23 protein-coding genes and 1 riboswitch are annotated in these 21159 nt (G+C 61.1%); of the genes, 5 read left to right on the top strand and 18 right to left on the bottom strand.

Annotated features, from left to right (window positions below; translation table 11 throughout):
* The first annotated feature begins 281 nt into the window (after positions 1-281).
* The 3 genes from HX823_RS03775 to HX823_RS03765 all read left to right on the top strand — a co-directional run bounded on the left by HX823_RS03775 (position 282) and on the right by HX823_RS03765 (position 2699).
* A complete protein-coding gene (locus HX823_RS03775) occupies positions 282-506 on the top strand; it encodes a hypothetical protein (RefSeq protein ID WP_005790139.1) in 225 nt (74 codons plus the stop codon).
* Positions 507-786: 280 nt separating this feature from the next.
* Positions 787-1269, top strand: a complete 483-nt coding sequence (locus tag HX823_RS03770; RefSeq protein WP_177074152.1) for a hypothetical protein — start codon at positions 787-789, stop codon at positions 1267-1269.
* A 146-nt stretch (positions 1270-1415) separates the two neighbouring features.
* Positions 1416-2699, top strand: coding sequence for an OmpP1/FadL family transporter (locus tag HX823_RS03765; protein WP_038847948.1), 1284 nt, complete (start codon positions 1416-1418; stop codon positions 2697-2699).
* Between the two features lie 65 nt (positions 2700-2764).
* Here HX823_RS03765 and HX823_RS03760 read toward each other — a convergent pair whose 3' ends face one another.
* From HX823_RS03760 to HX823_RS03675, 18 genes are all read right to left on the bottom strand, one after another.
* A complete protein-coding gene (locus tag HX823_RS03760; protein ID WP_177074151.1) occupies positions 2765-3316 on the bottom strand; it encodes a glutathione peroxidase in 552 nt (183 codons plus the stop codon).
* 150 nt (positions 3317-3466) lie between these two features.
* Positions 3467-4666, bottom strand: coding sequence for an MFS transporter (locus tag HX823_RS03755; protein ID WP_161630248.1), 1200 nt, complete (start codon positions 4664-4666; stop codon positions 3467-3469).
* 63 nt (positions 4667-4729) lie between these two features.
* Positions 4730-5134 (bottom strand): MarR family winged helix-turn-helix transcriptional regulator, encoded by a 405-nt coding sequence (locus HX823_RS03750; protein WP_038847945.1) that lies wholly within the window; start codon positions 5132-5134, stop codon positions 4730-4732.
* A 42-nt stretch (positions 5135-5176) separates the two neighbouring features.
* Positions 5177-5905, bottom strand: coding sequence for an adenosylcobinamide-GDP ribazoletransferase (locus HX823_RS03745; protein WP_177074150.1), 729 nt, complete (start codon positions 5903-5905; stop codon positions 5177-5179).
* Positions 5906-5907: 2 nt separating this feature from the next.
* Positions 5908-6483 carry an alpha-ribazole phosphatase family protein gene (cobC, locus tag HX823_RS03740; protein WP_177074149.1) on the bottom strand — a complete coding sequence of 192 codons (576 nt, stop codon included), beginning with the start codon at positions 6481-6483 and terminating at the stop codon, positions 5908-5910.
* Positions 6480-7535, bottom strand: coding sequence for a nicotinate-nucleotide--dimethylbenzimidazole phosphoribosyltransferase (gene cobT, locus HX823_RS03735; protein ID WP_177074148.1), 1056 nt, complete (start codon positions 7533-7535; stop codon positions 6480-6482). Before cobT ends, cobC begins: the two co-directional genes overlap by 4 nt.
* Positions 7532-8053, bottom strand: a complete 522-nt coding sequence (gene cobU / locus HX823_RS03730; protein WP_177052481.1) for a bifunctional adenosylcobinamide kinase/adenosylcobinamide-phosphate guanylyltransferase — start codon at positions 8051-8053, stop codon at positions 7532-7534. The genes cobT and cobU overlap by 4 nt, the downstream gene beginning before the upstream one ends.
* A 91-nt stretch (positions 8054-8144) precedes the next feature.
* Positions 8145-9596, bottom strand: a complete 1452-nt coding sequence (locus HX823_RS03725; RefSeq protein ID WP_177074147.1) for a cobyric acid synthase — start codon at positions 9594-9596, stop codon at positions 8145-8147.
* Positions 9593-10582 (bottom strand): threonine-phosphate decarboxylase CobD, encoded by a 990-nt coding sequence (gene cobD, locus HX823_RS03720; protein WP_038847929.1) that lies wholly within the window; start codon positions 10580-10582, stop codon positions 9593-9595. The genes HX823_RS03725 and cobD overlap by 4 nt, the downstream gene beginning before the upstream one ends.
* Complete coding sequence (gene cbiB, locus HX823_RS03715; RefSeq protein ID WP_038847927.1) at positions 10575-11483, bottom strand: adenosylcobinamide-phosphate synthase CbiB; 909 nt, start codon at positions 11481-11483, stop codon at positions 10575-10577. Before cbiB ends, cobD begins: the two co-directional genes overlap by 8 nt.
* Complete coding sequence (gene bluB, locus HX823_RS03710) at positions 11480-12130, bottom strand: 5,6-dimethylbenzimidazole synthase (RefSeq protein ID WP_177074146.1); 651 nt, start codon at positions 12128-12130, stop codon at positions 11480-11482. Before bluB ends, cbiB begins: the two co-directional genes overlap by 4 nt.
* Positions 12127-13434, bottom strand: a complete 1308-nt coding sequence (locus HX823_RS03705) for a cobyrinate a,c-diamide synthase (RefSeq protein WP_177074145.1) — start codon at positions 13432-13434, stop codon at positions 12127-12129. The genes bluB and HX823_RS03705 overlap by 4 nt, the downstream gene beginning before the upstream one ends.
* On the bottom strand, positions 13431-14042 hold the full coding sequence (cobO, locus tag HX823_RS03700) for a cob(I)yrinic acid a,c-diamide adenosyltransferase (protein WP_010208674.1): 612 nt from the start codon (positions 14040-14042) through the stop codon (positions 13431-13433). Before cobO ends, HX823_RS03705 begins: the two co-directional genes overlap by 4 nt.
* Positions 14043-14120: 78 nt before the next feature.
* A riboswitch (cobalamin riboswitch) is annotated at positions 14121-14372 on the bottom strand.
* 154 nt (positions 14373-14526) lie between these two features.
* Positions 14527-15063, bottom strand: coding sequence for a C40 family peptidase (locus HX823_RS03695; protein ID WP_028617370.1), 537 nt, complete (start codon positions 15061-15063; stop codon positions 14527-14529).
* Between the two features lie 144 nt (positions 15064-15207).
* On the bottom strand, positions 15208-15837 hold the full coding sequence (locus HX823_RS03690; RefSeq protein ID WP_033900694.1) for a C40 family peptidase: 630 nt from the start codon (positions 15835-15837) through the stop codon (positions 15208-15210).
* A 213-nt stretch (positions 15838-16050) separates the two neighbouring features.
* Positions 16051-16755, bottom strand: coding sequence for a DnaA regulatory inactivator Hda (gene hda / locus HX823_RS03685; RefSeq protein WP_010208669.1), 705 nt, complete (start codon positions 16753-16755; stop codon positions 16051-16053).
* 203 nt (positions 16756-16958) lie between these two features.
* The gene (locus tag HX823_RS03680) at positions 16959-18032 is read right to left on the bottom strand and encodes an AI-2E family transporter (RefSeq protein ID WP_038847700.1); all 1074 of its coding nucleotides are present in this window, start codon (positions 18030-18032) and stop codon (positions 16959-16961) included.
* 32 nt (positions 18033-18064) lie between these two features.
* On the bottom strand, positions 18065-19105 hold the full coding sequence (locus HX823_RS03675; protein ID WP_177074144.1) for a DUF2066 domain-containing protein: 1041 nt from the start codon (positions 19103-19105) through the stop codon (positions 18065-18067).
* A gap of 342 nt (positions 19106-19447) precedes the next feature.
* On the opposite strand from HX823_RS03675, the gene purM reads away from it, so the two are divergent.
* Both purM and purN read left to right on the top strand, forming a co-directional pair.
* Positions 19448-20506, top strand: a complete 1059-nt coding sequence (gene purM / locus HX823_RS03670; protein ID WP_016976515.1) for a phosphoribosylformylglycinamidine cyclo-ligase — start codon at positions 19448-19450, stop codon at positions 20504-20506.
* The gene (gene purN, locus HX823_RS03665; protein ID WP_177074143.1) at positions 20506-21156 is read left to right on the top strand and encodes a phosphoribosylglycinamide formyltransferase; all 651 of its coding nucleotides are present in this window, start codon (positions 20506-20508) and stop codon (positions 21154-21156) included. The genes purM and purN overlap by 1 nt, the downstream gene beginning before the upstream one ends.
* Positions 21157-21159 lie beyond the last annotated feature (3 nt).

Below are 21159 nucleotides of genomic sequence, written 5' to 3'. Positions count from 1 at the left end.
TTGAACAAGCAAAGGGTGTCGCGAAGTTTCCATACTCTGACCGAACCAACCTGCAAATTGATCAGGATCTTCACCCCGGGCCCAGAACCTTTGCCCCTGTTGTGTTGCCTGCCCTCCTAAGTACCTACCTGCCAGCCCAAGCGCGCCTAACTTATCAGCGCTTCAAACTGGCTGCTTTGTTCCAGTCGGTTTCTTCGTTCGATCAATCGTGGTCAACGTCGCTGGAACGTTTTAATACGGCACGGTTCTTATCCGTGTCATTTGTAGGAACACCAATAATTATGAACGCTCAAATCCATACTCAGGATGCCATTCGCACCCTCACCAACGCTTTTGCTCCAATGAACTGCCTGATCATGGCCGCTCGCAAAGGCTGCTTCAGCTTCACCCTGGTCAACGAACACGGCATCGCTCGTCACAGCGAACGCCTGTACCCCGATCAATACTCCAGCGCAGAACCGCTGCAGGCCGTGATCGAGCGTACCCGTCAGGCACTGACTGCCTGATCGACCCGAGTCGCTGAAACACAAAAACCCTGTTTAAAAAGCAGGGTTTTTTATTGCCCGGAATTTGCCTATTGAGCTTTTGTACTAAGTTCGAATAGATATAAACGTTATAACTAAATGAAGAAGATGTTTTAAAAACAGTCCTTTACATCACAAATATGACACTACACTTCAACTCAAGCGGCATGATCCGCTTCCGGCGAGCCTGAGATCCGATCCACTGCTGCCAAGCCCCCACCTTCTCAGGCTTCGTCGACCACTTTCACGGATTGAGGCGTGTATGGGTATCGCTGCCAGCGAATTGTGTCGTTATGTGATCCGGCCGACCTTGATGTACCTCGGCCGCCATAACCCGACGGCCGAGTCCCTGCTGCTGGGCATTGCCGCCAGCCAGTCGGAACTCGGTTCCGCGCTGCACGACCGCCGTGGGCATGGCCTGTATAGCATCACCGAACCGCGCCACCGCGCCTTATGGGATAACTACCTGGCGCTGGACCCCGAGCGCGCCAGCCTGGTACGCGGGCTCGCGAGCCAGCACGCGTTCCTCAGCGCCCCGCAATTGGAGCTCACCGTCAACTTGCGCTACGCCACCGCGATTGCCTGGTTGTTGGTGGAACAACACACCCCCGCTCTGCCTCCGCCCGGTGACGTGCTGGCCATGGCGCGTATCTGGAAAGAAATTTTTCATCCACAAGGACGGCTGCGCGATTTCACTCAAGCCTGGCAAACCTGTGTTTCACCCATGAATCACGTGGTTTGCTAACCGGGCAATTTGCAAGATTCGCCAAAAACCCCGGAATTTGGTCGGATTGTCCTACAAAACCGCTCTATCTCCTACATTACAGCCTATAGCGCGATCTTAAAATTATTGTTACTTTCCGCAGCGGTGATCACCACGGAGTTCTAATAATGAAAAAAGTAATGCTCAAGACCACACTTAGCCTCGCCGTTGCCATGGCATCCTCCCACCTGTTCGCAAGCGGTTTTGCACTGAACGAACAGAGCGTCAGCGGGATGGGTACGGGTTTCGCAGGTCGCTCTTCTTCTGCCGATGATGCAAGCACTGTTTACGGTAACCCTGCCGGTATGTCTCGCCTGAATGGCCAGCAAATCACCGGTGGTGTTGCAGCGATTGACGCCTCGACTGACATCAGCAGCACAGGTGGCAACTCTCGCGGCTCCAACAAAGGTGACATGGTTCCGTTCACCGCGGTGCCATTTGGTTTCTACACCAACAAACTCAATGACCAGTGGGCTATCGGCTTCGGTGTCTACGCACCGTTTGGCCTGGTGACCGACTATGAAAACGGCTTCCAGGGCCGTGGCTTCGGCAGCAAGAGCGAAGTGAAGGTCATGACCTTCCAGCCAACTGTCAGCTATGCGTTCAACGACCGCGTATCGGTCGGTTTCGGCCCAACCATCAACCGGATTTCCGGTGTGTTGGAATCGGACAAAACCCTCGACCCTCGTTTTTCCGACACCAACGTCAAGATCAAGGGTGATGACACCGCGCTGGGTTTCAACATCGGCGTGCTGGTCCAGGCCACTGATACCACCCGCGTCGGCCTGACCTACCATTCGAAGGTCAAGTACAAGCTGGAAGGTCACACGACCGTCAGCGGCCCAGCCCAGACTCAAGGGGTCCTGCGTAATAACCGTTACGACGCCTCCTTGAAAATCGACACTCCAGAATCCTATGACCTGTCGGTGACACAAGACCTGACTGACGCATGGAAACTGTATGGCGGTGCAACCTGGACACGCTGGAGCCGCCTGAAGGAAATCACCGTCAACAACGACGGCGTAACCGGCGCGGGCGGCATTTTGGCACCTAGCCAACTCAGTGCCATCACCGAGAAACAAGACTGGCACGACACCTGGGCCTACGCCGTGGGTACCTCGTATCAGCTGACCAAACAAGTGGTACTGCGTACCGGCCTGACCTTCGACCAGTCGCCTACCAACAACACCGATCGTTCGCCGCGCATTCCTACTGGCGATCGCACGATCTTCAGCGTGGGCCTGGGCTACAAAGTCATGGATAACATGACCATCGACCTGGCCTACTCGTACCTGAAAGAAGAAGATGTGAAGGTCAACAACACGGCCAACCCACCTTCCACTGCCAGCTACCGCGCCAAGTATGAAAACAGCGCCAACGGTTTCGGCCTGGGCATGACTTACACCTTCTGATCCAGACGGGTGTAAAAAAGCCCCGCTCTCCTGCAAAGGAAGCGGGGCTTTTTAATGGCAGACGATCAAGGCTTGGACGCTATCGCCTCTTCCACTGCCTTGATCATGTCCGGACTGTCCGGCTTGGTAAGGCTGGAAAAATTGGCAATCACCTTGCCCTGCCGATCCACCACGTACTTGTAGAAATTCCACTTCGGCGGCGCGTCGGTCTGCTGCGCCAACACCTTGAACAGGTTCACCGCATCCGGTCCCTTGACCTTTTGTGGCTCGGTCATGGTGAAGGTCACGCCGTAATTCACGTAGCAGACCTTGGCGGTTTCTTCGCCGGTCTTGGCTTCCTGCTTGAAGTCATCTGACGGCACGCCGATCACTTCCAGCCCTTCGCCCTTGTAGCGCTGGTACAAGGCTTCGAGGCTTTTGAACTGTGGGGCGAACCCGCAAAAGCTGGCGGTGTTGACGATGACCAGTGGCTTGCCGGCGAAGCGTTGGCACAGGTCGATGGATTCCTTGGCGCGCAGCTTGGGCAATTGGCCTTCCAACAGCGGCGGGCAACTGGCGGCCAAGGCGGCAGTGCCAATGGCCATCAGGACGGGTACAGCGAGCCAGCGCATCTGCATGTCGTGTGTCCTTGAAATTATTCAGACCACGAACTTAACAGATCGACATGCCCAGTTGCATCAATGCCAGCCCGCCGTTTTGCCAGCCCCACCAGGCCAGCAACATCAAAACCAAGACTGCGGCGAGTATCAACCCGCGTACCGCTATGCTCATGCCGCCTCCATCTGCGCCTGCAATCGCGCCACTGGCCGCTCGCGTACCGGCCAATTCAGGGCCGCAGCGAGCAGGCTCAACAGGATCGCCACCTGCCAGATCAAATCGTAGTTGCCGGTTCGATCATAGACCACCCCGCCCAACCAGCCGCCCAGGAACGAACCGAGCTGGTGGAAAAGGAACACGATCCCACCGAGCATGGAGAGGTTTCGTACACCAAACAACGTTGCGACGGTACCGTTGGTCAGCGGCACGGTGGACAGCCACAGGAAGCCCATCGCCATACCGAACAGGTAGGCCGTGACTTCGGTGACCGGCGCCCATAGGAACAATACGATCACCACCGCCCGCAACAGGTACAGCCCAGTCAGCAAGCGCGGTTTGGACATGCGCCCACCGAGCCAGCCGGCGGTGTAGGTGCCGAAGATATTGAACAGGCCAATCAGCGCCAGCACCGTGGTACCGACGGTGGCCGGCAAGTGCTGGTCCACCAGGTAGGCCGGCAAATGCACGCCGATAAACACCACCTGGAAACCGCAGACAAAAAAGCCGAAGGCCAACAGCCAGAAACCGGAATGGGAACAGGCTTCCTTCAAGGCTTCACGCAAGGTTTGCTGGCCCGCCAGTACCGGCAATGGCCGATCCTTGAGCATGGCGACCAGCGGCAGAATCAGCGCCACCATCAGGCCCAGTGCCAGCAGTGCCGCGGACCAGCCCAACCAACTGATCAAACCCAGAGTGCCCGGCACCATGGCGAACTGACCAAACGAACCCGCAGCGCTCGCGATACCCATCGCCATGCTGCGTTTTTCCGGCGCCACGGCCCGGCCCACCACGCCAAGAATCACCGAGAACGAGGTGCCGGACAGACCGATACCAATCAGCAAGCCGGCACTGAGGGACAACGACCACGCCGAGTCGGACATGCCCATCAACACCAGGCCCGCCGCGTACAGGACGCCGCCGACAAACACCGCTTTAGTCGCGCCAAAACGGTCGGCCAGGGCGCCGGTGAACGGCTGCGCCAGACCCCAAATCAGATTCTGCAAGGCAATGGCAAAGGCGAAGGTCTCACGGCCCCAGCCGAACTCGCTGCTCATCGGCGCCAGGAACAGGCCAAAACCGTGCCGCACGCCCAACGACAACGCCAGGATCAGCGCACTCCCTACAAGAATCCAGCCACTGGTGCGCCACATCGAGGTCATTTCTTATTCTCCGCTCGCGGGTATATACCCGCTTGTATTCGAACCAACCCGCGCTCAGGCGAGTTCGTCCAGCAAGGCCAACAAGGTTTCGCGTTTTTCCGCGCCGAGTTGATCGATCAATTTCTGCTGCGCCGCTTCCCAGGCAGGTAATGCCGCGGCCAGTCGTGCTTCACCGTCCTCGGTCAACATCACCAGACGGTTGCGCAGGTCATCGCCTTCCACCAACCGCACCAGGCCCTCGCCTTCCAGCACCCGCAAGTTACGCCCCAACGTGCTGCGATCCAGGCCCATGGCTTCCGCCAGGCTGGAAATGCTCGGCTGATCAAGGCGCTGCAAGTTACACAGCAAAGAATACTGGGCGACGTTGATCCCGAAGCCATCAAGAGCGCCGTCGTAATGCCTGCTGACGCCACGGGCGGCACGTCGCAGGTTGGTACACAAACATTGGGAGGCAAGCATGGAAGGTGTATATACCCGCGATTGAGGGAATGCAAGAAAGTGTTACAGCGCCACGCCAACCAGAACCGCGACTTCCAGCAGCTCCAGCAAGGCGCCAGCGGTATCACCCGTGGTGCCGCCCAGGCGGTTGACCATCAATTGGCGCAGCCCGATAAAGCAGATCGCAGCGAGCAATACAGCCATCCCACCGCTGAAGCCGCCGATAAGAATACAGGCCAAACCGCTGAGGATCAGTACCTGTTGGCCGACGATTCTCGGTAAATGATCCGACAATGCCTGGCCCAATCCACCAGCACGCACATAGCGCGTGGTAAGAAACAGCGCCAGCATCGATGCGCGGCCGATCAGCGGCGCCAGGATCAATGCGGCGCCGTTATGCTGCTCGATCAAGGCCACCAACGCAGTGAATTTGAGCAGCAGCACCAACCCGAGCGTGACCACGGCAATCGGACCGCTGCGGGGGTCCTTCATGATCGTCAGCGTGCGCTCGCGGTCGCCAAAACCGCCGAGCCAGGCATCGGCGCTGTCCGCCAAGCCATCCAGGTGCAGGCCACCACTGAGCAACACCCAGGCCGTCAGCAACAATGCGGCATGCAGCAGCAACGGGGCGGCCATCAATACCGAATTCAAGCCCCACAACAGCACGCCGAACAACAAACCCACCAACGGATAAAACAGCAGTGAGCGTCCCAACTCCTGAGGCTGCGGCATACCCGGCAGACGAATCGGCAGGCTGCTGAGAAATTGCAGGGCGATCCAAAAGGGCAGCATGTCTACACGCCTTCCGTCAGTGTGCCGTCAGCATCGACGTGCAGGCTGAACAACCCGCCATGGCCCACTTCGACATTCAACAGTTGCTCCCTCGGCAGACCACGCGCTCGCGCCAATAACAGACGCATCACACCGCCATGACTGATCAACAGCACACGCTCACCGGCATAGGCCTGATGCAAGCGTGCGACAGCTCCCAAGACCCGGTCGGAAAAGGCGCTGACAGGCTCGCCCTCCGGTGGTGTAAAGCGGTAGGGGTCAGCCCAGAACAACCCCAGCCCTTCGGCGTCGGTCTCCATCAAGGCCGCCGCACTGTGCCCTTCCCAGGCACCGAAGTGCAGCTCTTGCAGATCTTTTTCCAGGCTCACCGGCAGCTTGAGTTGAGCCCCCAGTTCCTCGGCAAACCGCGCGCAGCGTTGCAGCGGCGAGCTGACCAGACGGTCCCACGGCCCCTGCGCCACCACGGCCGTGCGCATCTGCGCCCAGCCGTTGGCGGTGAGAGCATCGTCCAGGCTGCCACGCAGTCCGCCGCCCAGCTCGGTTTCACCGTGGCGCAGCAAGTCCAGGCGCAAGGTCATGCCGGGCGGTCTGCCACGGCGGCTTCGGCGAAGGTCGCCATCTGCCCGTGTAATGCACAAGCCAGACGCAACAACGGAACCGCCATCGCCGCGCCGCTGCCTTCGCCCAGGCGCAGGCCCAGTTCCAGCAGCGGCTGTGCGTCGAGACTTTGCAACACATGGCGATGCCCCGGCTCGGCGCCGCGATGGCCGAACACCAGCCAGTCACGGCAGGCCGGATTCAAGCGTGTCGCGACCAGCGCCGCGACGCTGCAGATAAAGCCATCCACCAATACCACGATGCCTTCCTGGGCGCAGGCCAGGTACGCGCCCACCAGCGCGGCAATTTCAAAGCCGCCCAGATTGAACAGCGTCTGCAACGCATCACCACGCTGGCCGGCGTGCAGCGCAAGGGCGCGCTCGATCACAGCCACTTTGTGGCTGACACCCTGGGCATTCAACCCCGTCCCCGGCCCAGTGAGGTCACTGACCGGGCAATCGAGCAAAGCACACGCCAACGCACTGGCGGCGGTGGTGTTGCCGATGCCCATCTCGCCGCCGATAAACAGCTGCGCCCCACCTGCCAACGCACGCCGCGCACTGTCGCGACCGGCGTGCAGGGCGAGTTGCCCTTGGGCCTCAGTCATCGCCGGGCCGTTGACGAAATTGGCGGTGCCCGCGCCGATACTCAGGTGACGCACACCGGGCAGCTCCAGAGACGGCGTGACCGTGCCGAGGTCGACCACTTCCAACTGCGCGTCCAACTGCCGCGCCAACACACTGATGGCCGCGCCACCGCTGACAAAGTTGTGCAGCATCTGCCCGGTGACTTCCTGGGGAAACGCCGACACGCCCTCGGCAACCACGCCATGGTCACCGGCAAAGATGGCGATCCACACGTGATCCACCAACGGTTTGACCTGCCCCTGCAAGCCCGCCAATTGCACCGCCAGCGCCTCCAACTGCCCGAGGGAGCCGGCTGGCTTGGTCAATTGCTGCTGGCGAGCCAGGGCGTGTTCGTACGCTTGAGCGTCAATCGCCTTACAAGGGTTGAGCCACCAGGTGTCAGTCATAACGCAGTACCTTTCAAAGTCAGGGGCAGGCCGGCGACCGTCAGGACAACACGCTGACAGCGCTCGGCCAAGGCTTGATGCAGCCAACCGGCTTCATCCACATAGCGGCGAGTCAATTCGCCCAGCGGCACGACACCCAGACCGGTCTCGTTGCTGACAAAAATGATTTCACCCGGCAGCGTGGCCAGGGTTTCCAGCAGTTGATCGCGTTCGGACGCCAGGCGATTAGCGTCTTCAAGCATCAGCAGATTGGTCAGCCACAGCGTCAGGCAATCCACCAGCAAACACTGCGCAGGCGCCGCGTTTTCGCGCAGCACGCGAGCCAGTTCGACGGGTTCTTCGATGAGCCCCCAATGCTCGGGTCGACGCTGGCGATGCAGCGCGACGCGCTCATTCATCTCACCATCCAACGGCTGGCTGGTGGCGATGTAAGTGACGGGCAAACCACTGTCGCTGGCGAGTTTTTCGGCGAGACGACTTTTGCCGGAACGGGCACCGCCAAGGATCAGTTGAAGCATGGGATGGCACCTTGATTTGGCTGAAATGTATCGGCCATCAGGCCGCCTTCGCGGGCAAGCCCGCTCTCACATTGGCACCGCGTACTCACCGTCAAACCCCACACAGCTTGCGTAACAAATCGGTATCCAAGTGGTTCTCCACCAAATCCGCCAAGCGCTCGATATCGCGCTCACGCAAAGCGTGGTAATCCACAGATTGCACATCCTGCAACCCCGCCCAACGCAGCAAAGCGCTACACGCCGCCGGGTTTTCAAACAAACCATGCAGATAGGTCCCGAGAATTTGCCCATCAGCACTTTGCGCGCCATCCCGGCGACCGTCTTCCAGGATCACAGCAGCATTCGACAACGCATACCCCGTCGTCACGCCCGCATGAATCTCATAACCGCTGACTTCGGCATCCTCCAGCACCAAACGCCCACGCACATTACGCAACTGCTTCTCTTCTTCCAGCGTAGTGCTGAACGCCAGCAGCCCAAGGCCATCGCTGGAACCGGCAACCCCTTCCAGGCCCAACGGGTCATGCACCTGCTCACCGAGCATCTGCAGGCCACCGCAAATACCCAGCACCTTGCCGCCATAGCGCAAGTGCCGCGCCACGGCCGCGTCCCAGCCGTTGGCGCGCAAGTACGCCAAGTCGCTGCGCACGCTTTTCGAGCCAGGGAGGATGATCAGGTCGGCGCCAGGGATCGACTGGCCAGGCCCGATAAATTGCAGATCCACTTGGGGATGCAGGCGCAGTGGGTCGAAATCCGTGTGGTTGCTGATGCGCGGCAACACCGGCACCACCACCTTGAGTACCTGGGCCGCCTTGTCGATCTGGCGCCTGTCGATACCGTCTTCGGCTTCCAGGTGCAGGTCCATCACATAGGGCAACACGCCGACCACCGGTTTGCCGGTACGCGCTTCCAGCCAGTCCAGGCCGGGCTGCAACAGCGCAATATCACCGCGAAAACGATTGATGATAAAGCCTTTGACCCGCGCCTGTTCCGTGGGCGACAGCAATTCCAGGGTGCCGACCAGATGGGCAAACACGCCGCCACGATTGATATCGGCGATCAGCAACACCGGGCAATCCACCGCCTCGGCGAAGCCCATGTTGGCGATGTCATTGGCGCGCAGGTTGATCTCCGCCGGAGAGCCCGCGCCTTCGACCATCACCACTGGGTAGGCCTGGCTCAACCGGGCGTGGGAGGCCAGCACCGCCTGCATCGCGATGGCTTTGTAGTCGTGATAGGCCACCGCGTTCATGCTGGTGACGGCGCGGCCGTGGATGATGACTTGGGAGCCGGTGTCACTGTTGGGCTTGAGCAACACCGGGTTCATGTCGGTGTGCGGCGCCAGGTGGGCGGCCTGGGCCTGCACGGCCTGGGCACGACCGATCTCGCCGCCTTCGGCGGTCACGGCGCTGTTGAGCGCCATGTTCTGCGGCTTGAACGGCGCCACCGCCACGCCCTGGCGGACCAACCAGCGGCACAGCGCGGTCACCAAGGTACTTTTGCCGGCGTCGGAGGTGGTGCCTTGCACCATCAGCGTACTCATGTGGCGTCCTTATAGGCGACCAGGGCTTGGTCCAGGCGCAGCCAGTCGGCTTCGGTATCGGGTAGGCCAAAGCGCAGGCTGCTGTCGTGGACAAACAGCCGCAGCAGGATGCCGCGCTGGGCCATGAATTCGTGCATGCGTTCGGCGTGGGGCGTGATCAGCCATTGAAACAACGCGCAGCCGCCCTGGGGCTGGAAGCCGTGGCGCTCCAGCAAGGCGAACAACCGCTGGCCGGCCTCGATGCACCGCGTGCGTTGCCGCACATGCCCGGCCGTGTCGCGCAGGCACACCTGGCCCAACACCCGCGTCGGTCCGCTGACTGCCCAAGGACCGACCTGTTCGGCCAGTAATTTGAGCAGCTTGCGCTCGGCCAACACAAAGCCCAGCCGCACCCCGGCCAGGCCGAAGAATTTGCCGAACGAGCGCAACACGATCAGGCCGACCTGGTGGGCCTGACCCGCCAGGCTCAGTTGGGGGGTGACGTCCATGAACGCTTCGTCCACCACCAGCCAACCGCCGCGCTGGGCCAGCCGCGAGTGCCAGTCCAGCAGGCGTTGCGGGGTCAGGCTCAGGCCGGTGGGATTGTTGGGGTTGACCACCACCAGCACGTCGAGACCCTCAAGAAAGAAGTCGACTTCCTGCTCCTGCACTTCGCGCACCACGTAGCCGGCACGACGCCAGGCTTCGGCGTGTTCGGCATAACACGGCGACAGCACGCCGACTTTGCCCGCGCGGCGCAGGCGTGGCAGCAACTGGATGGCCGCCTGGGAACCGGGCACCGGCAACAGGTGCGCAGCGCCGTAGTATTCGCTGGCGGCCTGCTCCAGACCATCGTCGGTTTCTGGCAGGCGCGCCCAGGCCCGCAATGGAATCTCGGGGATCGGCCAGGGCCAGGGCGCGAGGCCGCTGGACAGGTCGAGCCAATCGGCCTCGGCAATCCCGTACTGAATCGCCGCCTTACGCAGCCGGCCACCGTGCTCAAGCATAGAATTGCGCCCCCGCGCATAGGATCAGCAGCCACAACCATACGCCGCGCTGCACCAGTTGCCAGCCTCGGTCGATGGAATCGGCATCCGCCGGAGGGCCTTCGCCCAGTTGCGGACGCTGATGCACTTCGCCGTGATAGATCGCGGCACCGCCCAACTCCACGCCAAGCGCACCGGCACCGGCCGCCATGACCGGGCCCGCGTTGGGGCTGTCCCAGGTCGGGCCCTGGCTGCGCCAGCATTTAAACGCCAGGCGCGTCTTGCCCAGTGCGGCGTAGGTCAACGCCACCAGGCGTGCAGGAATATAGTTCAGCACATCGTCGATCTTTGCCGCCGCCCAGCCGAAGCGCTCGAAACGTTCGTTGCGATAGCCCCACATGGCGTCGAGGGTGTTGCTCAGGCGGTAAAGCACCACGCCTGGCACACCCGCGACGACAAACCAGAAAATCGCAGCAAACACCGCATCGCTGCCGTTTTCCAGCACCGACTCGGTAGCGGCGCGGGCGACTTCGGTGCGGTCCAGCTCACTGGTCTGACGGCTCACCAGGTAGCTCACGCGCTTGCGTGCTTCCTCGAGGTCATCACTGCGCAAGGCCTGGGCCACCGGGATCACATGCTCACCGAGACTGCGCATGCCAAGGGCGCAATACAGCGCCAGGATCTCCAATACCCAGCCGATGTAAGGTGCCCAGGATAACGCCGTGGCCAGCAGGGTCAGCGGCACCACGGCGATAAACCACGCGGTCACGCCATGGCTGCGCCAGCCGCGGCCACCGGTATTGAAACGTTGCTCGATGCGCCCGGCGAAATTGCCGAACGCCACCAGCGGATGCCAGCGCCTGGGTTCGCCCAGCAGCGCATCCAGCGCGACTGCAGCGACACACAGCAAGGCCACACTCATTGACTCACTCCCCACCCATTCTCATACAACATGTCACTCAGCGGCCGAGGCTCGGTCCAGCCCTCGAGTTGCAACATCGGTGCCGGGTAGAACTCGGCCACCGGCCCCAGGCACAGCACCGCCAAGGGTTTCGCGCCGGGCGGTAAACCCAGCAGATCGGCCAGGGCCTGGGGCTCGAACAGCGAGACCCAGCCCATGCCCAGCCCTTCGACACGGGCCGCCAGCCACAGATTCTGGATAGCACAGGACAATGACGCCATGTCCATTTCCGGCAAGGTGCGCCGGCCAAAGATGTGCCGCTCACGATCATCCATCAACGCCGCCACCAGCACTTCGGCGCAGTCGTGAATGCCTTCGACCTTGAGCTTCATGAACTCATCGGAGCGCTCGCCCAGGGCTTCGGCGGTGCGAATGCGCTCTTCTTCCACCAACTGTTGAATCTGACCACGCAACTGACGGTCACTGATGCGGATAAAACGCCAGGGCTGCATCAGGCCCACGCTGGGTGCCTGGTGCGCGGCCTGGAGCAGGCGGTGCAGCAATTCGGGGGCGACAGTGCCGCCGCTGAAGTGGCGCATGTCGCGGCGTTCGGCGATGGCGCGGTAGACGGCGTCGCGGTCGGCCTGGGGGAAGGCGTTGTCACTCATAGTGCTGGATCGGGCGCGAACAATGCGGCCACCGCCTGGGGATTCGAGGGGAAATAGAAGTGTACGTAGGACGCCGTCATCCGCCCCTGCCGATAAACCGCCTCGGCACCGCGCCCGCCATTGGGGCTCAGGCCACGGGCAATCGGCTGCCATTCGGTGGTGGTCAGCGAATGGTGATAGGTATGGCCGCGCAGGGTGCCTTCGGGCAATTCGACATTTTGCAGCGCCAAGGCCGCGAGCTTCTTCTGCATCACCGCATCGCCTTGCAGCAGGCCCACCAGTTCGGCGCGAGTGCCGTCGACATCAGTCAGCGAGTCCAACAGGTAGAGCATGCCGCCGCATTCGGCGAGCAGCGGTTTGCCGGCGGCATGATGAGCGCGGATGGCGTCGAGCATCGTGGTATTTTGCGACAGCGCCTGGTGGTGCAGCTCCGGGTAACCACCGGGCAGGTAGAGGCTGTCGGCGGCCGGCAATTGGCGATCATGGATCGGCGAGAAGAACTTCAGCTCGGCGCCCATTGCCCGCAACAGGTCAAGGCTGGCGCCATAGGTGAACGCGAAGGCTTCGTCGCGGGCCACGGCGATACGCACGCCGTTAAGCAGTGGCTCGGCGTCGATCACTTCAGGCGCGGCAAAGGTGACCGGCGGCGGCAAAGCGACTTCGCAACTGCTGCCCAGTGCTTGAGCGGCGGCATCCAGGCGTACATCGAGGTCATTCAGTTCGCTCGCCTGCACCAAACCCAAGTGACGGCTAGGCAGCTCGATACCGGTCTCGCGAGACAGCGCGCCGTACCAACGCAAGCCTTCGGTGAGGCTGCCTTCAAGCAATTGCGCATGGCGCAGGGTCCCGACGCGGTTAGCCAGCACGCCAGCGAACGGCAAGTCCGGCTGATAACGCGCCAGGCCCAGGGCCAACGCGCCAAAGGTCTGGGCCATGGCGGTGCCGTCGATCACACCAAGTACCGGCACACCAAAGTGTCGCGCCAGGTCGGCGCTGGACGGCGTGCCGTCGAACAGACCCATCACGCCTTCGATCAAGATCAGGTCCGCCTCCCCCGCCGCTTCCCACAGCAAGCGGCGACTTTCCTGCTCGCCCACCATCCACATGTCCAATTGATACACCGGCGCACCGCTGGCGCGTTCGTGGATCATCGGGTCGAGGAAGTCCGGGCCGCATTTGAACACGCGCACCTTGCGCCCCAGGTTGCGGTGCAAGCGGGCCAGTGCGGCGGTAACGGTGGTTTTGCCCTGGCCGGACGCCGGTGCGGCGATCAAGACGGCCGGGCAATGACGGGGCTGATTCAAAGTTCGACGCCCTTCTGTGCCTTGATACCGGCCTGGAACGCGTGCTTGAGCATGCCCATTTCGGTGACGGTGTCGCCCATTTCGATCAGTTCAGGCTTGGCGCCACGGCCGGTAACCACCACGTGTTGCATCGGCGGGCGGGCTTGCAGGTCGCTGAGCACCTGGTCCAGGTCGAGGTAGCCATGCTTGAGGGCGATGTTCAGCTCATCCAGTACGACCAGGCCGATGGACGGGTCTTGCAGCAGCTCGCGGGAAACCGCCCAGGCGGCTTCGGCGGCGGCGATGTCGCGCTGGCGGTCCTGGGTTTCCCAGGTGAAGCCTTCGCCCATGACGTGGAAACGCACTTGCTCGGGGAAACGGCGGAAGAACAACTCTTCACCGGTACTGTTGCGCCCCTTGATGAACTGCACCACGCCGCACTGCATGCCGTGGCCCATGGCCCGGGCCAGCATGCCAAACGCGGAGCTGCTCTTGCCTTTGCCGTTGCCGGTCAGCACCAGCAGCAGGCCGCACTCGTTCGGGGAATTGGCGATGCGTTCATCGATCACGGCTTTTTTGCGCAGCATGCGCGCCAGGTGGCGTTCGTCGCGGTCGGGGGAATCGGTCATGGCAGCTCTCCGTTGGGGCTGGACAAAAACGGCGGGCAGGAAAAAGAAAAAACAGACAGCCAAGCATCGCCCACCGTGATGCTGTTGGATGTTGCAGGCCGGTCTCCGGGCTCATGAGTGGCGCGCGCCTTATAGACGCGCAGACCGACGCTGCGCCTTCCCATATCGCGAGCGATACAGTGGCAAAAGGCAGCGTCTTGACTCATTTACCGTTGCGGGGGCAGCGCCGGAATCGCGGCGGCACTGTGTACAAGTGCGCTCACTCACCGGCTTCCCTGTTTCACTCGGTCGACCCATGGGTCACAGAGCACCTGGAACAAGCGGCGAAGGGTAGTAGGTTGGGGGTGGAGCGTCAATTAAACCCACCACAAAATCAATGTGGGAGCGGGCTTGCTCGCGAATGCGGTGTGTCAGTCAGCACATTAGCAAACTGACAGACCGCATTCGCGAGCAAGCCCGCTCCCACACTTGGATCTCTGCCAATTCAGGGATTACGCGCCAGATTTCCTGGCAATACACGTTTGGCGCTCAGGTAGGCATTCTGCCAATACGCCTTGGACAAGGTGTCCAACTTCACTGTACCGCCGGTTTGCGGCGCGTGCACAAAGCGGCCTTCGCCGACGTAGATCCCGGCGTGGCTGACCTGTGAACCGCCGCCCGTGGCGAAGAACAGCAAGTCGCCGGTCTGCAGGTTCTGCTCGCTGACATCCTGCGCGCGCATCACGATCAGTTCACGGGTGGTACGCGGCAGGGAGATGCCGGCAGCATCGCGGAAGACAAACCCGATCAGGCCGCTGCAATCAAACCCGGAGTCCGGTGTGTTGCCGCCCCAACGATAAGGCGTGCCGACCAGGCCCAGCGCGCGGAAGAGCACATCTTCGGCTGCAGGCGAGAAATTCTGGGTGGAGTAGTTGAACACCGGCTTGGGCTTGACGGCCACAGGCGCGGGCGGCGGGCGGCTTGCGCAGGCGCTGAGCAGCGCGGCGCAAAGAATAAGGATCAGGCGGGCCGAGGTCGACATGGGCAGAACAATCCTGGTCTGGATGCGGCTTTCGCTGCCGAACGCTGAAAACCAGAACGCGCAAGCAAAGCTCGCGCGAACGGATTACAACAATGTCCAGGGATTCTAGCGCTTACACGTCAAACTTCAAGTATCACTTTAAGTTTACTTGCTAGCGGTAACCGTCGTCGGGGCCATGGCGAGTGCGCGTTTGGCTTCGATGAAGGTTTTGCTCCAGTAGCTGTCACCCAGGTTATCGACCCGGACACCGCCACTGCGACGGCTGCTGGAGTGGATAAACTGGTTATCGCCCAGGTAGATACCGGCATGGCTTACACGACCACGACCCGCTGTACTGAAGAAAAGCAGATCACCGGGCTTGAGGTTGTTGCGCGCGACCAACGGTGCATCCACGTTGATCATTTCGCGGGTGGAGCGTGGCAGATTCATGCCCGCTTCTTCGCGAAACAGGTAGCCGATGAAACCGCTGCAGTCGAAACCGGCTTCAGAGGTGCCGCCGAAACGGTAACGGGTACCGATCAGGGACATGCCACGTTCGAGGATGCTGTCGGCCAGAACGGGCAGCTGGTAAGGCTTGCTGCCATTGAAATTGGCAAGTTCTTTTTCCGTTGCCAGCTCTTCTTCATAAACAGAAGCAGACTGCGCAGCAACGAATTTTGCCTGATTTTGAACCTGTGGTTTTTGCTGTTCTGCCACCTGTTGAGGGTGGGAGGCGCAACCAAACAACAGGGTAACGAGTGCGAGAGGCACGAGGGGTGCGAAGCGATTTAGCATGGGCACGACCGTGGCTGATATGTAAAGAAGACGAGACTATGCCCTCTATCACATCGATTTGCAAATTCAATCGTGATCTATGTGACTTCTTGTTTGGACTATGACATCTAAGCCCTTAACACCCTATATCTGCCTTTTGCGTAGCCAAACCGGCTCAAACGCAGGTTTTCTGGCGCCTGGAATTTGCCGAAAACCGCGAAAACAGCGGGCCGGCTACCAGCCGAGGGTTTCTTTCAAGAAGGGAATGGTCAGCTTGCGCTGGGCCTGCAAGGAGGCTTGGTCGAGCTGTTCAAGCAGATCGAACAACGCGCTCATGCTGCGCGTGCCACGGGTGAGGATAAAGTGCCCCACCTCGTCTGTAAGGTGCAGGCCGCGACGGGATGCACGCAGTTGCAAGGCACGCAATTTGTCTTCATCGGAGAGTGGGCGCATCTGGAAGATCAGCGCCAGGGTCATGCGCGACTTGAGGTCGGCCAGCTTGATCGGTAACTCGCGTGGCGAGGTGGACGCGGCAATCAGCAGGCGCCGACCGCTGTCACGCAAGCGGTTGAACAGGTGGAACAGCGCCTCTTCCCACTCCGCCTTGCCAGCGATGGCTTGCAGATCGTCCAGGCACACCAGTTCGTACTGCTCAAGATGATCGAAGATGCCGATACCGCGGTCCATCAACTCGGCCAGGGGCAGGTAAACCGCCGGTTCGCCCATCTGCTCGAACCGCAGGCACGCGGCCTGCAACAGGTGGGTACGCCCTACGCCGTGCTTGCCCCACAGATAGATCAGGCTTTCGGTCCACCCGGCGTCGGCTTCGCAGAGCCGCTCGACATAGCCGAGTGCAGCGGCATTGGCGCCTGGGTAGTAGTTGATAAAGGTGGCGTCGTCACGCAGACGCACACCCAAGGGCAGCTGAATCGGTTTCATGCTGACTGAACGGCTCCAAACGAACCGTTAGTGGCCTCTGTGTAAAGTTTGCAAAGTTTATACCCGTGACGCCGGGCGCACAATGCAACAGACCCCAAGCAAAATCAAAGGTTTGCGTTAACTTGTTGGATTTACGCAGATTGATTGAAGCCCCGACTCCAGAAACAACAAACCCGGCCTGGGCCGGGTTTGTGGCAGAGGGATTACAGATCGGGGTCTTCAACCCCCGTATAAACATCCGAATCCTTATACAAATCGTGTACATGGCGCACCAGCACCATGATCACCGCCGCCACCGGCAGCGCGAGCAGAATGCCAGTGAAGCCGAACAACTCACCGCCCGCCAGGATCGCAAAGATCACCGCCACCGGGTGCAAGCCGATCCGATCACCCACCAGCAACGGCGTCAGCACCATGCCTTCCAGGGCCTGGCCGACCATAAACACCGCCACGATCCCAAGCATCGGGTACAGGTCACCGCCAAACTGGAACAACCCCGCCACCAACGCCGCACCGATACCAATCACAAAGCCCATATAAGGCACGATTGCGGCAAGGCCGGCGATCAGGCCAATCAACAGGCCCAGCTCCAGGCCGATGGCCATCAAGCCAGCGGCGTAGATAATCCCCAGTGCCAACATCACCAGCAATTGGCCGCGCACAAAGGCGCCAAGCACTTCATGACACTCCTCGGCCAGAGAGACAATGCGCTCTTCGCGATTGCGCGGCAGCAGGCTGCGAATCTTGGCCATCATGATGTCCCAGTCGCGCAGCAGGTAGAACGCCACCACCGGGATCAGCACCAGGTTGGTCAACCAGCCGATCAACGCCAGGCTGGAGGCCGTCGCCTGGCTGAGGACCACACCGACGATATCGGTGGTCTGGCCCATATGCTCGCTGATAGCCGCCTTGACCTTGTCGAACTTCCAGAAACCATCCGACAACCCCAACTTGGCCTGGGCCCACGGCATCGCCGTGTGTTGCAGCCAGTCGAGCATCTGCGGCGCCAGCTCATACAGGCGGAACAGTTGCTTGGCGAGCATCGGCACCAGCACCAGCACCAACGCCGTGATGATCAGGGTAAACAGGGCGAATACCGCCACCACGCCCCAAGTCCGCGACAACCCGGCCTTCTCCAGGCGATCCACCACCGGATCGAACAGATAGGCCAGCAGCAACGCGACCAGGAACGGCGTCAGGATCGAATGCAGCAGGAACACAAAAACGCACAGCAGGACAATCCCGCCAAGCCACACCCAACGACGCGTATCCGCCATAAACCACTCCATCTATATAAAGAAGAAAACTGCTACCAACGAAAACGCAGTTGCGCCTGAGGTTCGGGCGCGACCGCCGGCTGAGTCCCGTCCACTACGGGTTGCTGGACCGGCACTTCACCTGCTGGAATTTCCTGCAACTTGGCCAGGCTCAACTGGGTACGTAATTGATCGGCACTGCCATTGACGCGGTACACGATGCGATTGCCGTCCACGAGCTGTGGCTGACCGCCAAAAGGCTCAAGCAGATGACCCAGCGCGGCATAACGCTCCAGGGTCATGCCCTGCACTTCCAGTAATTGTTCGGTGCTCACGCCAGGCTTGACCGCAAAGCGCGGCGCCAATTTCTGGCTGACCGCCAGCATCACCTCGTCGGCCACAGCGCCGGTGTCGGCCCCTTGCGCGGTGCCCTGCTCGCTCTTGTCGCCCAGCCACAAACGCCATTTGGCTTGCCATTGGCTGCCTTCCTGGCGCGCATGCACGGCCAGCAAGGCGTCGGCGCCATAACGCTCAGAAGCGTCGCGCAGCGGTGTGGCGTCAGCACTTTCCAGGTTCGGTGCGGTGGCGACCACCTGCTCATCCAGGTCGCCCAGGGGCAAGCGCAACGGCAAGCCCCGGTGTTGCGCGGCACGGCGCAGCGCTTGGGCGACAGTCTGACCATCACCCACCAGGCTGCTGCCTTCGGTGGAGTCGTTCAGCCACCAGCCGAGGATCGACGGCCGATTGCTGCCCCAGATCGACAAGCCAGCTTCACGCAAGACGCGATCAGTGCTCACCGGGTCAAAATCCACTTGCAGGCTTTCCGGCGGGCCGGCGTCGTAGCCATATTGACTGATGATTTGTTGCGGATCTTTACGAACGGCCGCCAGGCCTGGGCCGTCGGCGGCCTTGGCGTCGCCGGTCAGGCGGATCACCAGGGTCTGCACGGCGCGCTGGGTCGCCTGGTCACGCTCTTGGGGCGACTGGCTGCTGACGGGTTCGAGTACTTGATAAAGGCCATTGAGGGTTTCGGCATGACTCGCCAGGCTGACCAACGACAAGCAGCCTACAAAGAAGAATTTACACAGACGCATGGAAGATTCCCGAACGACAAATTTAGCGGCTGGAACAGACCGCGTGAACTCGGTTTGCCAAGGCTGTGACCACGGCGACCGGTAAAACATTCACAGGGTCTTGGTAAGTTTTCGTACTGTCACAACGCTAGCGCCGTAAAGGCTATACCTTAATACGCGCCAAAGCAGACCCGATTAGCATTTTTTTAACACCATATGCCCCTGCCCGTCGGCCCGAGGATGGCCGCTGCCCCTCAAGCCTGATAAAATCGCGCGCCTTCGCAGACCGTCAACGGCGTGGCCTTTATAAAAGCCCCCGCCAGCTCGGTCGTTACCCCTGAATCCCCCCTAAAGGCCTGGATCATGAGCAAGCAACCCTCCCTGAGCTACAAGGACGCCGGTGTAGACATCGACGCCGGTGAAGCATTGGTCGAACGCATCAAGAGCGTCGCCAAGCGCACTGCGCGCCCCGAAGTCATGGGCGGCCTGGGCGGTTTTGGCGCCCTCTGCGAAATCCCGGCCGGCTACAAGCAGCCTGTACTGGTTTCCGGCACTGACGGTGTGGGCACCAAGCTGCGCCTGGCACTGAACCTGAACAAGCACGACACCATCGGTATCGACCTGGTTGCCATGTGCGTCAACGACCTGGTGGTGTGCGGCGCCGAGCCGTTGTTCTTCCTGGACTACTACGCTACCGGCAAGCTGAACGTTGACACCGCTGCACAAGTGGTCACCGGTATCGGCGCTGGCTGCGAACTGTCGGGTTGCTCCCTGGTCGGCGGCGAAACCGCTGAAATGCCAGGCATGTACGAAGGCGAAGACTACGACCTGGCCGGCTTCTGCGTCGGCGTCGTGGAAAAAGCCGAGATCATCGACGGCTCCAAGGTTGCCGCCGGTGACGCCCTGCTGGCCCTGCCTTCTTCCGGCCCGCACTCCAACGGTTACTCGCTGATCCGCAAGATCATCGAAGTGTCCGGCGCCGAGATCGAGAACACCCAACTCGATGGCAAGCCGCTGACCGACCTGCTGATGGCCCCGACCCGCATCTACGTCAAGCCTCTGCTCAAGCTGATCAAGGACACTGGCGCCGTCAAGGCCATGGCCCACATCACCGGTGGCGGCCTGCTGGACAACATCCCGCGCGTCTTGCCAAAAGGCGCCCAGGCGATCGTCGACGTGGCCAGCTGGCAGCGTCCTGCGGTATTCGACTGGCTGCAAGAGAAAGGCAACGTCGATGAAACCGAAATGCACCGCGTGCTGAACTGCGGCGTGGGCATGGTCATCTGCGTGGCGCAAGAGCACGTTGAAACCGCGCTGAACGTACTGCGTGAAGCCGGCGAGCAGCCTTGGGTCATCGGTCAGATCGCCACTGCCGCCGAAGGCGCGGCCCAGGTTGAACTGAAGAACCTCAAGGCTCATTAATGTCTCAGACCTGTGATGTCGTGGTGCTGCTTTCCGGCACCGGCAGTAACTTGCAGGCCCTGATCGACAGCATGCGCACCGGCGACAGCCCGGTGCGCATTGCTGCGGTGATCTCCAACCGCAGCGACGCCTACGGCCTGCAACGCGCCAGGGACGCGGGTATCGATACCCGCTCACTGGATCACAAGGCTTTCGAAGGTCGCGAGGCCTTCGACAGCGCCTTGATCGAACTGATCGACGCCTTCAACCCCAAACTCGTGGTACTCGCCGGCTTCATGCGCATCCTCAGCGCTGATTTCGTGCGACATTACGAAGGGCGCCTGCTCAATATCCACCCTTCCCTGCTGCCCAAATACAAAGGCATGCACACGCACCAGCGCGCGCTCGATGCCGGCGACAGCGAACACGGCTGCAGCGTGCACTTTGTCACCGAGGAACTCGATGGCGGGCCTCTGGTCGTACAGGCAGTGGTTCCGGTAGAGTCTGACGACTCGGCGCAGACGCTTGCGCAACGGGTTCACACCCAGGAACACAGGATTTACCCGCTGGCAGTTCGCTGGTTTGCCGAGGGGCGGTTGATTCTTGGTGACCAGGGTGCATTATTGGACGGTCAGTTACTCGCGGCCAGCGGCCACTTGATTCGAACCTAGGAG

Source organism: Pseudomonas sp. P7759, from assembly GCF_013386445.1.
Taxonomy (GTDB): Bacteria; Pseudomonadota; Gammaproteobacteria; order Pseudomonadales; family Pseudomonadaceae; genus Aquipseudomonas; species Aquipseudomonas azotoformans_A.
The sequence above is the reverse complement of the archived record's forward strand: the minus strand, read 5'-3'. Positions and strand labels throughout refer to the sequence as shown.

Excerpts from the sequence above, each read along its gene's own strand:
- HX823_RS03680 (WP_038847700.1), bottom strand. The coding sequence starts at position 18,032 with ATGGCGGATACGCGTCGTTGGGTGTGGCTTGGCGGGATTGTCCTGCTG.
- HX823_RS03775 (WP_005790139.1), top strand. The coding sequence starts at position 282 with ATGAACGCTCAAATCCATACTCAGGATGCCATTCGCACCCTCACCAAC.
- HX823_RS03760 (WP_177074151.1), bottom strand. The coding sequence starts at position 3,316 with ATGCAGATGCGCTGGCTCGCTGTACCCGTCCTGATGGCCATTGGCACT.
- cobT (WP_177074148.1), bottom strand. The coding sequence starts at position 7,535 with ATGACTGACACCTGGTGGCTCAACCCTTGTAAGGCGATTGACGCTCAA.
- HX823_RS03675 (WP_177074144.1), bottom strand. The coding sequence starts at position 19,105 with ATGCGTCTGTGTAAATTCTTCTTTGTAGGCTGCTTGTCGTTGGTCAGC.
- HX823_RS03745 (WP_177074150.1), bottom strand. The coding sequence starts at position 5,905 with ATGCTGCCCTTTTGGATCGCCCTGCAATTTCTCAGCAGCCTGCCGATT.
- HX823_RS03755 (WP_161630248.1), bottom strand. The coding sequence starts at position 4,666 with ATGTGGCGCACCAGTGGCTGGATTCTTGTAGGGAGTGCGCTGATCCTG.
- cobO (WP_010208674.1), bottom strand. The coding sequence starts at position 14,042 with ATGACCGATTCCCCCGACCGCGACGAACGCCACCTGGCGCGCATGCTG.
- purM (WP_016976515.1), top strand. The coding sequence starts at position 19,448 with ATGAGCAAGCAACCCTCCCTGAGCTACAAGGACGCCGGTGTAGACATC.
- HX823_RS03765 (WP_038847948.1), top strand. The coding sequence starts at position 1,416 with ATGAAAAAAGTAATGCTCAAGACCACACTTAGCCTCGCCGTTGCCATG.
- cobC (WP_177074149.1), bottom strand. The coding sequence starts at position 6,483 with ATGACCTTGCGCCTGGACTTGCTGCGCCACGGTGAAACCGAGCTGGGC.
- purN (WP_177074143.1), top strand. The coding sequence starts at position 20,506 with ATGTCTCAGACCTGTGATGTCGTGGTGCTGCTTTCCGGCACCGGCAGT.
- HX823_RS03750 (WP_038847945.1), bottom strand. The coding sequence starts at position 5,134 with ATGCTTGCCTCCCAATGTTTGTGTACCAACCTGCGACGTGCCGCCCGT.
- HX823_RS03725 (WP_177074147.1), bottom strand. The coding sequence starts at position 9,596 with ATGAGTACGCTGATGGTGCAAGGCACCACCTCCGACGCCGGCAAAAGT.
- HX823_RS03695 (WP_028617370.1), bottom strand. The coding sequence starts at position 15,063 with ATGTCGACCTCGGCCCGCCTGATCCTTATTCTTTGCGCCGCGCTGCTC.
- hda (WP_010208669.1), bottom strand. The coding sequence starts at position 16,755 with ATGAAACCGATTCAGCTGCCCTTGGGTGTGCGTCTGCGTGACGACGCC.
- HX823_RS03770 (WP_177074152.1), top strand. The coding sequence starts at position 787 with ATGGGTATCGCTGCCAGCGAATTGTGTCGTTATGTGATCCGGCCGACC.
- bluB (WP_177074146.1), bottom strand. The coding sequence starts at position 12,130 with ATGAGTGACAACGCCTTCCCCCAGGCCGACCGCGACGCCGTCTACCGC.
- cobD (WP_038847929.1), bottom strand. The coding sequence starts at position 10,582 with ATGCTTGAGCACGGTGGCCGGCTGCGTAAGGCGGCGATTCAGTACGGG.
- HX823_RS03690 (WP_033900694.1), bottom strand. The coding sequence starts at position 15,837 with ATGCTAAATCGCTTCGCACCCCTCGTGCCTCTCGCACTCGTTACCCTG.
- cobU (WP_177052481.1), bottom strand. The coding sequence starts at position 8,053 with ATGCTTCAACTGATCCTTGGCGGTGCCCGTTCCGGCAAAAGTCGTCTC.
- cbiB (WP_038847927.1), bottom strand. The coding sequence starts at position 11,483 with ATGAGTGTGGCCTTGCTGTGTGTCGCTGCAGTCGCGCTGGATGCGCTG.